The sequence below is a fragment of the Terrimesophilobacter mesophilus genome (genome assembly GCF_014200375.1).
Taxonomy (GTDB): domain Bacteria; phylum Actinomycetota; class Actinomycetes; order Actinomycetales; family Microbacteriaceae; genus Terrimesophilobacter; species Terrimesophilobacter mesophilus.
The window spans coordinates 1,951,910-1,963,579 of the sequence record NZ_JACHBP010000001.1; the positions used below are offsets into that span (position 1 = coordinate 1,951,910).

An 11,670-nucleotide genomic window follows, 5' to 3' on the forward strand; every position below is an offset into this window, starting at 1 on the left:
TCAGCTCAGCCCGGCCAGCACTTCATTGAGAGCCTCCGTGCTCGAGGGGTGCGTCCAGATCCCGTCACGCAGGGTGGTCGCGGTCACGCCCGCGCGCATCGCGAGGGCCAGCAGGTTGATGACCTCCTGTGCGTCGATCGAGAACACGGTCGCCCCGAGGATCAGGTCGGTGTCCGGGTCGACCAACACTTTGATCAGCCCGTGCGTCTCGCCGACGATCTTCGGCCGCGGCATCGCCGCGATGTCGGCGATGCGCTTCGAGGCGACCAGCACGGCCCGACCGCTCGCGCGAGCCTGCGTCTCGTTCATCCCGACCCTGGCCAGCGGCGGTGTGAGGAAGACGGTGCTCGGCACCGCGACGCGATCCGCCCTCGATCGCAGACCCTTTCCGACCAGCTGATCCAGCACGATTCGGTGGTCGTCGAGCGAGATGTAGGTGAATTGCGGCCCGCCGTTGATGTCGCCCACCGCGAAGACGCCGGGCACCGGGGTGCGCAGGTGATCGTCCACCACGATGTAGCCGCGGTCGTCGACCGCGATCCCGGCATTGTCCAGGTCGAGGCCGTCGGTGGTTGGCGTGCGCCCCGTCGCGACGAGCACGGCATCCGCGGTGAAATCGTTGATCGCTCCGCCGCTTGCCACGGTGACGGACAGCGCATCGGGCCTGTCCTCGATACGCTTCACGTCGGCGCCGAGCACGAACTCGACTCCGGACTCCTCGAGGAGCGCCCGCACGGCGTCCGCAACATCGCGGTCCTCGTGCGGCATCAGCTGCTCGCCGTGGTCGACGACCGTCACCCGCGACCCGAAGTGGGCGAACATGCCAGCGAATTCGAGCCCGACGTAGCCGCCGCCCACGATGAGGAGCCGCTCCGGCAGCGGCGAGACATGCTGGATGGTCGTCGAGTCGTACACGCGGGCGCTCTCGGATGCGCCCGCGATCGCCGGCACGGCGGGAACCGTTCCCGTGTTGATGACGATCGACTCGGCACGGATGCGCAGCAGCTCCGAGCCCGCCGAAACCTCCACCTCGTGCGGGCCGACGAACCGTGCGCGGCCGTCGATGAGGGTGACGGTGTCCACCTCGGCGAGCATGGCGTGGTTGCGGGCACGCAGCCTGGCGGTCAGGTCGTCCCGGCCGGCCACGGCATCCGTGAACCAGGTCTGTGGGTCGTCACCCGGCCGACGCTCGGCAGCGCTGTGCACGAGGTCCTTCGTCGGTACGCAGGCGATGTTGATGCAGCTTCCGCCGTACATCGCCTCCGACTGTTCGACCATGGCCACCGTTCGGCCATGACGGCCGAGTGCGCCGGCCAGAGTCTTGCCGCCCTTGCCCCAGCCGATGACCAGGACGTCGACCTCGATGTCTGCCACGAGCGCACCTCCGATGGTTCCAGCGTACGAGGTCGACGCGAGGAGGCGCGCGGCGGGAAGAGCGCCGGGCGCGCCGAAAATCGTCGAATCCCGACCTTTTCGACAGTCCGGAGGGAACAGTGCAACGAATTCTTGCCGAAAGTCAGGAGTAGGCTGCGAATGCCGACGTGACAATGGCGCGCGCGACACCCGTTCGCTTCGCCTCCTTGGCATCGGCCGCACCATTCACCAGGAGAAGAGTAAGGAAACATCATGCGTACGAAGTTCGCGCTGCCGGCCATTGTGGCCGTGGCGGCACTTATGCTCACCGGATGTGTGGACAACAGCACTCCGACTACGCCCGGCGGAAGCAGCGACAATCCGGCAGTCGGCGTCGACGCTGCGGCAGTCGCACTGCTCCCCGACAACATCAAGTCGGCAGGCAAGCTCATCATCGGCATCGACCCGACCTACCCGCCCAACGAGTCGAAGGATGACGCCGGCAACCCGGTCGGTTGGGACGTCGAACTCGCCGACGCGATGGCGGCCAAGCTCGGACTCAAGACCGATTACCAGATCTCCAGCTTCGACAAGATCATCCCGAGCATCAAGGGCGGCACCTACGACATCGGCGTCTCCTCGTTCACCGACAACGTCGAGCGTGAGGCCTCGGTCGACTTCGTGAATTACTTCGTCGCCGGTGTCCAGTGGGCGCAGCCGAAGGGCAGCAATGTCGACCCCGCCAACGCGTGCGGTCTGACAGTCTCCGTGCAGGCGACCACCTACGAAGAGACCGACGAACTGCCGGCCGCGTCGAAGAAGTGCACCGACGCGGGTAAGAAGCCCATCACCATCCTGAAGTTCGACAAGCAGGATGACGCCACCCTGGCCATCACCGATGGGCGCGCAGACGCGATGAGCGCCGACACCCCCATCACCCTGTACGCGATCTCGAAGCTGGCCGACAAGATCGAGCCGGCCGGCGCATCCTTCGAGGACGCCCCGTACGGAATCGCCGTCCAGAAGGGATCCCCGCTCGCGAAGGCCCTCCAGGCCGCGCTGCAGTCCATGGTCGATGACGGAAGCTACATGGCAATCCTCGACAAGTGGGGCGTCGGAGCCGGCGGCATCACCACCATCACGATCAACGCGGCCGCCAACGGCTGATCGTGAGTTCGTCACGAGACGACCGGCCGGTGACACGGGAGACCGTGTTGCCGGCCGGTGACGAGCCGGAGCCGATCAAGGCCATCCGGCTGAAGCATCCCGGCCGCATCGTCTTCGCCGTCATCCTCGTGGCGGCGCTGGCGATCTTCGTGATCGACGCCGCCCAGCGCCCAGCGTACGGCTGGGACAACTTCGCCAAGTTCGTCTTCGACAAGCGGATCTCGCAGGCCGCCGGATTCACCCTCCTGCTCACGATCTACTCGATGCTCATCGCGATCGTGCTCGGCATCACGCTCGCCGTCATGCGGCTCTCCGACAACCCCGTCGTGAAGAGCGTCGCGTGGCTGTACCTCTGGATCTTCCGCGGAACCCCGGTCTACGTGCAACTGGTGTTCTGGGGGCTCATCACCACCATCTACCAGACCATCGACATCGGCATCCCGTTCACACAGCCGTGGATCTCCATCGAGTCGAAGGGCTTCATCGACGTCTTCTGGCTCGCCGTCATCGGCCTCGCCCTCAACGAGGCGGCCTACATGGCCGAGATCGTGCGGGCCGGCATCCTCTCCGTCGATCAGGGACAGGAAGAGGCGTCGACCGCGCTCGGGATGTCGTGGATCCAGACCATGCGTCGCGTCATCATCCCGCAGGCCATGCGCATCATCATCCCGCCGACCGGCAACGAGGTCATCTCGATGCTCAAGACGACATCGCTCGTCACGGCCGTGCCGTTCAGCTTCGACCTGTACGGCCGCGCCCGGGACATCTCGGTGGAGATCTACGACCCGATCCCGCTCCTGCTCGTCGCCTCAGCCTGGTATCTCGCCTTCACCTCCGTACTCATGGTCGGCCAGTACTTCCTCGAGAAGCGCTTCTCGCGTGGGGTCGGCCAGGCCCGGCCGGAGAAGAAGGGCGGCACGCCGACCGAAACGGTGCCGATCGTCACAGCACCGGCGACCGTCGTCGACCGCGGCGAGGAGGAGAAACGGTGACTGCCGACACGACCGACACCCCCATGGTGCATGCCGACCGCGTCTCCAAGAGCTTCGGGTCCAACCGAGTGCTCAAGAGCATCTCGCTCACCGTCAAGCGGGGAGAAGTGCTGTGCCTCGTCGGGCCGAGCGGGTCGGGAAAATCCACGTTCCTGCGCTGCATCAACCATCTCGAACGGGTGGACGCCGGCAGGCTCACCGTCGACGGCGTCCTCGTCGGCTATGAGGAACGCGGCGACAAGCTCTACGAGCTGCACCCCAAGGAGGCTGCACGCCAGCGCCGCGACATCGGCATGGTGTTCCAGCGCTTCAACCTCTTCCCGCACATGACCGCGCTCGAGAACATCGTCGAGGCGCCCATCCGGGTCAAGGGAGTCAAGAAGGCGGATGCCGTGGCGCGGGCCAGGGAACTGCTCGCGCGCGTCGGGCTCGCCGAGAAGGCGGACGCCTATCCAGCTCACCTCTCCGGCGGCCAGCAGCAGCGGGTCGCGATCGCCAGGGCTCTCGCCATGGACCCCAAACTCATGCTCTTCGACGAGCCGACCTCGGCCCTCGACCCCGAACTCGTGGGCGAGGTGCTCGACGTCATGAAGACGCTCGCCGAGTCGGGCATGACGATGATCGTCGTCACCCACGAGATGGGGTTCGCACGGGAGGTCGCCGACTCGCTCGTGTTCATGGACGGCGGGGTCGTCGTCGAGTCCGGGGATCCGGTCGAGGTGCTGGGTAACCCGCAGCACAAGCGGACGCAGGCGTTTCTGTCGAAGGTGCTGTAGGGGCGGTCGCTCGGAGGTTGGCGAGCGGCGGGCTTCTGCGGGCCCTAGAGGTGCGCTCCGCAGCGGCGGGCTGCGAGGAGCGCGAGCGAGCGGGTTACCGAGATGAGCTCGTCGAGATTCATCTGCTCGCGCACGGCGTGCGCGAAGCGCACGTCGCCGGGGCCGAAGTGCAGGGTCGGGATGCCGCCGATCCCGGCGTACAGGCGCAGGTCGCTGCCGTATGGCGCTGCTGCGCGCTCGGGGGCGGTGCCGGTCAGGTCGGAGATGGATGCCGACACCTCATCGATGAACTCGTGCTGGGCGTCGATGCTTCCGCTCGCGAACTGGCCGCCCGGCCAGGTGACGATCGCCGGGTGGTCGGTCAGCCAGGGGTCGCGCGTGCTCGCGGCGGCGACGCGCTCCTCGAAGGCGGCCCTGGCCTCCGCCGGGTCCTCGCCGAGGATGACGCCCATCCTGCCCTCGGCGACGAGGCTCTCGGGAACGCTCGACGACCAGTTTCCGGCCTGCAGTTTGCCGATCGAGATGCCGAACGGCATCACGTAGTTGCGGAACAGTGGGTCCGGGTTGGCGTTGCGCTCGGCCTCGAACTGCTTGATGGCGGCGTCGATCCCGAGGAACACATCGAACGCGCTCACCCCGCTCAGACGGGTGCTTCCGTGCGCCGCTTTGCCGGCCACCTCGATGCGGAAGGTCAGCGCGCCGGCGCACGCGGTCACGATGCGGCCGGTGGTCGGCTCGGTGAGCACAGCTGCTTCCCCTCGGTGGCCGCGCAGCATCGTGGCGAAGGCGCCGAGCCCTCCGTCCTCCTCGCTCATGACGGAGTGCACCGCGAGCGGGCGCTCGAGGGTGACGCCCGCGTGGCGCAGCGCACGCACCACGGCGAGATTCGCGGCCACACCGGCCTTCATGTCGCAGGCCCCGCGTCCGTGCAGCACCCTGCCGACGATGTCGCCCGCGAAGGGGTCGCGGCCGTCCCACTTCTCGATCTCACCCTCCGGCACCACGTCGACGTGACCCTGCAGGACGAGGGCCGGATGGCCACCGCCCGGTGTCACGCCGACGACGCCGTAACCCTCCAGCCGATCGGTCTCCTCGCCGGGATAGAGCGGATGCGCGCGCAGCTCGTCGAGGTCGAACTTCCAGCTGTCGACCTCGAGACCCAGTTCGTCGAGCACGCGTGCCTGCGAGTTCTGCAGGTCGGATTCGGCGTCCGTCCCGGTCGTGCTCGGCACGCGGATGAGGTCGACCAGGTTGTCGATCAACGCTTCTTCGTCGATGGCGTCGAGCACGCGGCTCTCGACCGAGGTCAATTCTGTGGCAGGCATATGCCCACCTTATTGCTGCCAACCGCCCGCTCGTCAGAGCGAGGCGAGGAGCTTCGTGACGCGCTGGAGCGAGACCGGCTCGGCGGTTCCGAGGTGCTGCGCGAACAGTGAGAGGCGCAACTCCTCGAGGAGCCAGCGGGCGTGCGCGAGCGCCGGGGCGGCATCCGGATGCGGTGGCAGTTCGCCGCCCGCCGCGCGGTAGCGTTCGGTCGCCGACTGCACCTCCGACATCCAGACGCGGTCACGGCCAAGGTTCTCGGCGAGCTTGCCGACGCGGTGGGTGATGCCGGTGAGGTAGACCGGCAGACGTCGCAGTTGACCAAGTCCGGTGCGGGAGACGAAGCCCGGAAAGACGAGCGCGTCGAGCTGCTCGCGGGCGTCGGCGAGCGGTGCGATGAGTGCGAGGTTCGAGGCCGCAGCGATGGACTTCTCGGCGTCTCGAGCCGTAGCGAGCACTGAGCTCACAAGGCTCACGACGTCGAAGAGCGAATCGAGGACGGAGGCGGAGAACTCGTCGCGCACGGCCTCGAAGTCGGCGCGGGTTCGGATGTCCCGCTCGCCGAGCACGGCGTCGGCGCAGGCGAGCATGCAGTCCGCGACGAGCGCGCTCGTCGACGGGTACGGGCTGCGGGCGAGAGCGAGTTTCTCCGCGGAGGTGAGGTGCTCCTGCACGTAACCCGTCGGGGACGGGACGGCGAGTTGCAGCATCCGGAGAACGCCGAGGCGGTGTTCTCTGGCCTGGTCGGCCGGCGTGGCCATGAGCCGGATCGCGACGCTCGTCCCGGTGTCCGCGAGGGCAGGGTAGGCGCGGATCGTGTTGCCGGCCTGGCGGGTGTCGAGGATGCGAGGGAGTTCGTCGAAGTCCCAACTCGTGAGGCCGTCGCGCTCGATCGCGTTCGGCGTGCTCACGACGGCCTTGGCGACCGACTCCCGCGTGCGGGACTGGAGCTTGTGCTGCAGGGAGTCGAGGTCCTTGGAGGTTGCCACCCTTCGCCCGTGCTCGTCGATCACGGCGAAGGTGACCGCGAGGTGCGGCGGGATGCGGTCGAGGTCGAAATCGTCGGCGGTGACCGGGGTGTAGGTCGCGCGCTGGATCTGCGCGGCGAGGAACTCGCGCAGGCCCAGCTCGTCGGAGCCGTGTGCCGGTGCGTCCTTGAGCAGCCGGGTCGCCCAGTCGGCGGCCGGCACGACGTTGCGACGGATCGCCTTCGGCAGCGACTTGATGAGCGCCACCACGAGTTGCTCGCGAAGTCCCGGCACCTGCCAGTCGAAGCCGGCCGGCCGCAGCCGGGGCAGCAGGGCGATCGGGACGTGCACAGTCACACCGTCGTCCTCGGCGCCCGGCTCGAAGCGGTAACTGAGCTTGAGGCGCTGGTCGCTCTGGTGCCAGACATCCGGGTACCCGCCTTCGATCGCTTCGCTGCGATCTGCGCGGGCATGGTCGGGGCCCGCTTCGCTCCCGCTCGGTTCCGGGTCGCCGCCGAGCAGGTCTTCGCGGTGCATCGTCAGCAGGTCGGGGTTCTCGACGCGCATCTTCTTCCACCACGACTCGAAGGCGCGCTGGTCGGTGACCTCGGCCGGGATCACGCGATCGTAGAAGCCGAACACCGCCTCGTCGTCGAACAGGATGTCGCGCCGACGCGTGCGCTCTTCGACCTCGGCGAGTTCGCGGCGGAGGTGCCGATTGGCGCGGTCGAAGGCGGTCAGGCGCTTGTCGAGCCTGGAGCTGTCCCACTGCGACTCCACGAGCGCGCTGCGGATGAACAGCTCGCGCGCGAGCTCCGGATCGATCCGCCCGAGCTGCACGCGTCTCCGCGCCACGATCGGCACGCCGTAGAGGGTGACCCGTTCGTACACGACCGCGGATCCCTGGACCTTCTCCCAGTGCGGCTCACTGTAGTTGCGCTTGACGAGGTCGCCCGCGATCGGTTCGGCCCAGCTGAGGTCGATTGCGGCGTTGGTGCGTGCGAACAGCCGGCTCGTCTCGACGAGCTCTGCGCTCATGATCTCGGCGGGCTGCTTCCTCGCGAGCGCGGATCCTGGAAAGATCGCGAACCGCACCTGCCGGGCGCCGAGGTACTCCCCGCGCTGCTGCTTCTTCGCGTCGCCCTTCTGTTCGTCCCGGATGCCGACCTGGCTGAGCAGGCCGGCCAACAGTGCGCGGTGAATGCCCACGGCATCCGCCCCGGTCGGACCGTCGTCGGCCGGCCCGCCGCCGTGCTTGCCGACGGTCAGCCCGAGTTGCTTGGCGAGCCGCGTGAGCTGCCGGTAGACGTCGCCCCACTCACGAATTCGAAGGTAATTGAGGTACTCGGCCTTGCAGAGGCGCCGGAACGCGCTGCTGGAGAGCTCTTTCTCCTTCGTTTTCGTATAGTTCCAGAGGTTGAGGAGGGTGATGAAGTCGCTCGTCTTGTCGGTGAAGCGGGCGTGCGACTGGTCGGCCTGGGCGCGCTTCTCGAGGGGGCGCTCGCGCGGGTCCTGGATGCTGAGGGCCGCGACGATCGCCATGACCTCGCGCGTGACCCCGTACTTTCCGGACTCGATGACCATGCGTCCGAGGCGCGGGTCGATGGGGAGGCCGGCGAGCTGGCGGCCTACCTTCGTGATGGCGCCGGTGCTGTCAATGGCATTGAGCTCCCGCAACAGATCGAGCCCGTCCTTGATGCCGCGCGAGTCCGGTGGCTGCAGGAAGGGGAACTCGGCGATGTCCCCGAGACCGAGGGAGATCATCTGCAGGATGACGGCCGCGAGGTTCGTGCGCAGGATCTCCGGCTCGGTGAACTCCGGCCGGCCCTCGAAGTCCTCCTCGGAATAGAGGCGGATGGCGATGCCATCGCTCGTGCGCCCGCTGCGCCCTGAGCGCTGGTTCGCCGAAGCCTGAGAGATCGCCTCGATCGGCAGCCTCTGGATCTTCGACCGCACGCTGTAGCGGCTGATGCGCGCCGTGCCGGCGTCGATGACATACCGGATGCCGGGCACGGTCAGGCTCGTCTCGGCGACGTTCGTCGCGAGCACGATACGACGGCGGATGCCGGCCGGGCGCGACCCGAACACCCGGTGCTGGTCGGCCGCGCTGAGCCTGCCGTACAGGGGGAGTACCTCGGTTTGCGGGAGGTTGCGCCCCCTGATCGCCTCCTCGGCATCCCGAATCTCGTTCTCGCCGGAGAGGAAGACGAGCACGTCGCCGGGCGACTCGCGCGCGAGCTCGTCGAGCGCGGCGTTGATCCCGTCGAAGAGGTCCACCCCCTGTTCCTCAACCCCCGCTCTACTCCCGATGTGCAGGACATCCGCGGCCCCGCGCTTCGACCGTCCACGAGAGTCGCGCGACGACGGCCGGATGTCCTGCACAACAGGACCAGCAGGCGCGGCGGGGGAGGTGTCGGGGTCGTCGGCGGGGTCGTCGGAGACGGGATCGGGTGCGAGCGGCCGGTACCGGACCTCGACCGGGTAGCTGCGCCCGGAGACCTCGACGATGGGCGCGGGAGTGCCCGCCGCATCCGCGAAGTGCCTGGCGAAGCTCTCCGGGTCGATCGTGGCGCTCGTGATGATGACCTTGAGGTCCGGTCGTTGCGGCAGCAGCCGGCGCAGGTACCCGAGCAGGAAGTCGACCGTGAGACTGCGCTCGTGAGCCTCGTCGATGATGATCGTGTCGTATTTCTTGAGCATCCGGTCGCGGTGGATCTCGTTGAGCAGGATGCCGTCGGTCATGAGTTTGATGCGCGTGTTCTTCCCGACGCGGTCGGTGAAGCGCACCTGGTAGCCGACGAGGTCGCCCAGCGCGCTGCCGAGTTCCTCGGCGATCCGTTCGGCGATCGTGCGGGCGGCGATACGGCGGGGCTGGGTGTGCCCGATCGACTCGCGGCCGAGCTCGAGGCAGATCTTCGGCAACTGGGTGGTCTTGCCCGAGCCGGTCGCGCCCGCGACGATGACGACCTGGTTGTCCTGGATGGCGGCGGCGATGTCGTCGCGCCGCTGGCTGACCGGCAGGTCGGGAGGGTAGCTGATTGCGGGCATCATGAGCCCTCCAGCTTATGCCGCAGGGCGCAGGTTGAACGTGGTCGCGAATCGATCGAGCAGGTTCGCGTCTCCGGTCAGTACGGCCACCTCACGGCGCCGGAGGGCCTCTGCCGGTGTCAGGTCGCCCGAGATGAGCTTGTGGATCGACGGACCGGTCTCGAAGGCGAGACGCGGCCGGCCTGCCGGGCTCGATTCGGCATCCGAACCGTCCAGCCTGGTGACGTGCAGCGCCGCGCGGTCCACCTCGAGCCGCAGGCTGAAGTCCCGCAGGTGAGTGTCGTAGATCGTGGGGGGCAGCGTCTCGGCCGAGACCGGCCGGAACGCGGTGCGGAACGTCATGCTCATGGAGTCCGGCGTGATGACGTCGTCCTCGGCGGGTTCGCCCATGTCGTGGAAACCCCATCGGCCGAGCGCCAGGATGACATCCTCGAGCCCTTGCCCGAATTCGGTGAGCGTGTAGATGAGCCCGTGGGCGAACGGCACCCTGCGGACGATCCCTGCAGCCTGCAATTCTTTGAGACGTGCGCTCAGGATGTTGGTCGGGATGCGCGGCAGGCCCTCCTTGAGGTCGCTGTACCGGCGTGCACCGACGAGGAGATCCCGCACGATGAGGAGCGCCCAGCGTTCACCGACGAGGTCGACCGCGGTGGCCACCCCGCAGTACTGGCCGTAGCTGCGCGCTGACATCGGGTCAGGAGCCCTGGCCCCGCTGGGCCAGGAACGCCTCTGGCCCCATCTCGGCGGCGACCGGGTCCATCCAGAGCATGCCGAAGGTATTGCCGTCCGGGTCCTCGAAGTCGCGCGAGTACATGAAGCCGTAGTCCTGGGCTTCGCGCTGCTCGGCCCCGCCCACGGCGACGACCCTCTCGAGGAAGGCGTCGACGTCGTCGCGCGTGTCGGCGCTCAGGGAGATCTGCACCTGGGCGGATGTGCTCGGGTCGATGATCGTCTTGTCGGTGAAGGTGGCGAAGTAGTCGCGCGTGAGCACCATGAGGTAGATCGTGTCGGAGATGACGACGCAGATCGCATTCTCGTCACTGAAGTTGTCGTTGATGCTCCAGCCCACACCGGAGTAGAACGCGCGGGCGCGCTCCAGGTCGCTCGTGGGGATGTTGAGGAAGACGCTCGTTGCCATGATGGGTTCCTTGGTGACGCCGGTCGGTGGTCGCTTGCTGATTGCCCGTACTCGTTGATTGCCCGTACTCGCTGATTGCTCCGTGGCCACGATACTTGCAAAAAACAAGCACGCTTGTCAAGAGCAAGCAACCACAGCGCCAGAGTGTATACATATCTGTGGATATCCGACACATTCTGCGCTACAATCGCAACTTGACCGCAATTCTGTATACAGAATGAGGGGAGGGATGCCATGCGCGCGAGCGACACCGCCTATGCGGCGCTACGCGACGACATCCTGCAGTGGAGGTTTCCACCCGGCACGGCGTTCGCCGAAGTCGAACAGGCCAACCGTCTTTCCATCTCCCGCACACCCATCCGGGAGGCTTTCGCGCGGTTGACGGCGGAGGGACTCCTCGTCGCGCTCCCCGGTCGGGGCCTGGTCGTGAGCGAGCTCTCCCGCAGCACGATCGTCGAACTGTTCGAGTTGCGGATCGTCATCGAATCCGAAGCGGCGAGACTCGTCGCATTGCGACGCGACCGGGACGTGTTCGAGCAGTTGAGAGCCGAGTTCGCGGATGCCGCAGCCCTCCTCGACAACGGGGACGACCTGGGCGAATACTATGCGCTCGTCGCGCGGCTCGACGCTGCCATGGACGAGGCCACGAACAGCCGATTCCTGCTCGGGGCCATCCGGCAACTGCGCCCCCACCTCGTTCGCGCCCGGAGACTCGCCCGCGACAATCACGCGCGGCTCGTCGCCGCGGCCGGAGAGCACCTCACCATCGTCGAGGCGATCGTCGACGGCGACGACCAGCTCGCGGCCGATGCCACAGCCGTGCACCTCAGGAAAAGCCTCAAGAACATCCTCGACAGCGTCGACGGCGCCACCACCACAACCGCAATGAACAACAGTTAGGCAAC

At 67.4% G+C, this 11,670-nt stretch carries 9 protein-coding genes; 4 read left to right on the plus strand and 5 right to left on the minus strand.

The genetic code is table 11. The features are described 5' to 3' along the window. Entirely contained in the window at nucleotides 1-1,374 is a 1,374-nt protein-coding gene (locus BKA04_RS09650; protein ID WP_232842025.1) for an FAD-dependent oxidoreductase, read from the minus strand. A 252-nt stretch (nucleotides 1,375-1,626) separates the two neighbouring features. Between BKA04_RS09650 and BKA04_RS09655 the strand changes: the two genes are divergently transcribed. From BKA04_RS09655 to BKA04_RS09665, 3 genes are read left to right on the plus strand one after another with little or no spacing between them, the layout of a single operon-like run. Beyond that, nucleotides 1,627-2,520 carry an ABC transporter substrate-binding protein gene (locus tag BKA04_RS09655; protein WP_104096217.1) on the plus strand — a complete coding sequence of 298 codons (894 nt, stop codon included), beginning with the start codon at nucleotides 1,627-1,629 and terminating at the stop codon, nucleotides 2,518-2,520. 2 nt (nucleotides 2,521-2,522) lie between these two features. Continuing rightward, complete coding sequence (locus tag BKA04_RS09660) at nucleotides 2,523-3,512, plus strand: amino acid ABC transporter permease (protein WP_104096218.1); 990 nt, start codon at nucleotides 2,523-2,525, stop codon at nucleotides 3,510-3,512. Nucleotides 3,513-3,535: 23 nt separating this feature from the next. Next, nucleotides 3,536-4,288, plus strand: coding sequence for an amino acid ABC transporter ATP-binding protein (locus tag BKA04_RS09665; protein WP_104096738.1), 753 nt, complete (start codon nucleotides 3,536-3,538; stop codon nucleotides 4,286-4,288). A 44-nt stretch (nucleotides 4,289-4,332) separates the two neighbouring features. Here BKA04_RS09665 and BKA04_RS09670 read toward each other — a convergent pair whose 3' ends face one another. The 4 genes from BKA04_RS09670 to BKA04_RS09685 are packed head-to-tail and all read right to left on the minus strand — an operon-like array spanning nucleotide 4,333 to nucleotide 10,765. Next, the gene (locus BKA04_RS09670) at nucleotides 4,333-5,613 is read right to left on the minus strand and encodes an ArgE/DapE family deacylase (RefSeq protein ID WP_104096219.1); all 1,281 of its coding nucleotides are present in this window, start codon (nucleotides 5,611-5,613) and stop codon (nucleotides 4,333-4,335) included. Nucleotides 5,614-5,646: 33 nt separating this feature from the next. Further along, nucleotides 5,647-9,630, minus strand: a complete 3,984-nt coding sequence (gene hrpA, locus BKA04_RS09675) for an ATP-dependent RNA helicase HrpA (RefSeq protein WP_104096220.1) — start codon at nucleotides 9,628-9,630, stop codon at nucleotides 5,647-5,649. 12 nt (nucleotides 9,631-9,642) lie between these two features. Next, the gene (locus BKA04_RS09680) at nucleotides 9,643-10,317 is read right to left on the minus strand and encodes a winged helix-turn-helix transcriptional regulator (protein ID WP_104096221.1); all 675 of its coding nucleotides are present in this window, start codon (nucleotides 10,315-10,317) and stop codon (nucleotides 9,643-9,645) included. 4 nt (nucleotides 10,318-10,321) lie between these two features. Further along, entirely contained in the window at nucleotides 10,322-10,765 is a 444-nt protein-coding gene (locus BKA04_RS09685) for a VOC family protein (protein ID WP_104096222.1), read from the minus strand. Between the two features lie 234 nt (nucleotides 10,766-10,999). On the opposite strand from BKA04_RS09685, the gene BKA04_RS09690 reads away from it, so the two are divergent. Continuing rightward, nucleotides 11,000-11,665 carry a GntR family transcriptional regulator gene (locus tag BKA04_RS09690; RefSeq protein WP_104096223.1) on the plus strand — a complete coding sequence of 222 codons (666 nt, stop codon included), beginning with the start codon at nucleotides 11,000-11,002 and terminating at the stop codon, nucleotides 11,663-11,665. The last annotated feature ends 5 nt before the right edge of the window (nucleotides 11,666-11,670 follow it).

Bases quoted from the DNA above. Each gene is read 5' to 3' on its own strand.
- BKA04_RS09655 (WP_104096217.1), top strand. From the start codon at position 1,627: ATGCGTACGAAGTTCGCGCTGCCGGCCATTGTGGCCGTGGCGGCACTT.
- BKA04_RS09665 (WP_104096738.1), top strand. From the start codon at position 3,536: ATGGTGCATGCCGACCGCGTCTCCAAGAGCTTCGGGTCCAACCGAGTG.
- BKA04_RS09670 (WP_104096219.1), bottom strand. From the start codon at position 5,613: ATGCCTGCCACAGAATTGACCTCGGTCGAGAGCCGCGTGCTCGACGCC.
- hrpA (WP_104096220.1), bottom strand. From the start codon at position 9,630: ATGATGCCCGCAATCAGCTACCCTCCCGACCTGCCGGTCAGCCAGCGG.
- BKA04_RS09680 (WP_104096221.1), bottom strand. From the start codon at position 10,317: ATGTCAGCGCGCAGCTACGGCCAGTACTGCGGGGTGGCCACCGCGGTC.
- BKA04_RS09685 (WP_104096222.1), bottom strand. From the start codon at position 10,765: ATGGCAACGAGCGTCTTCCTCAACATCCCCACGAGCGACCTGGAGCGC.
- BKA04_RS09690 (WP_104096223.1), top strand. From the start codon at position 11,000: ATGCGCGCGAGCGACACCGCCTATGCGGCGCTACGCGACGACATCCTG.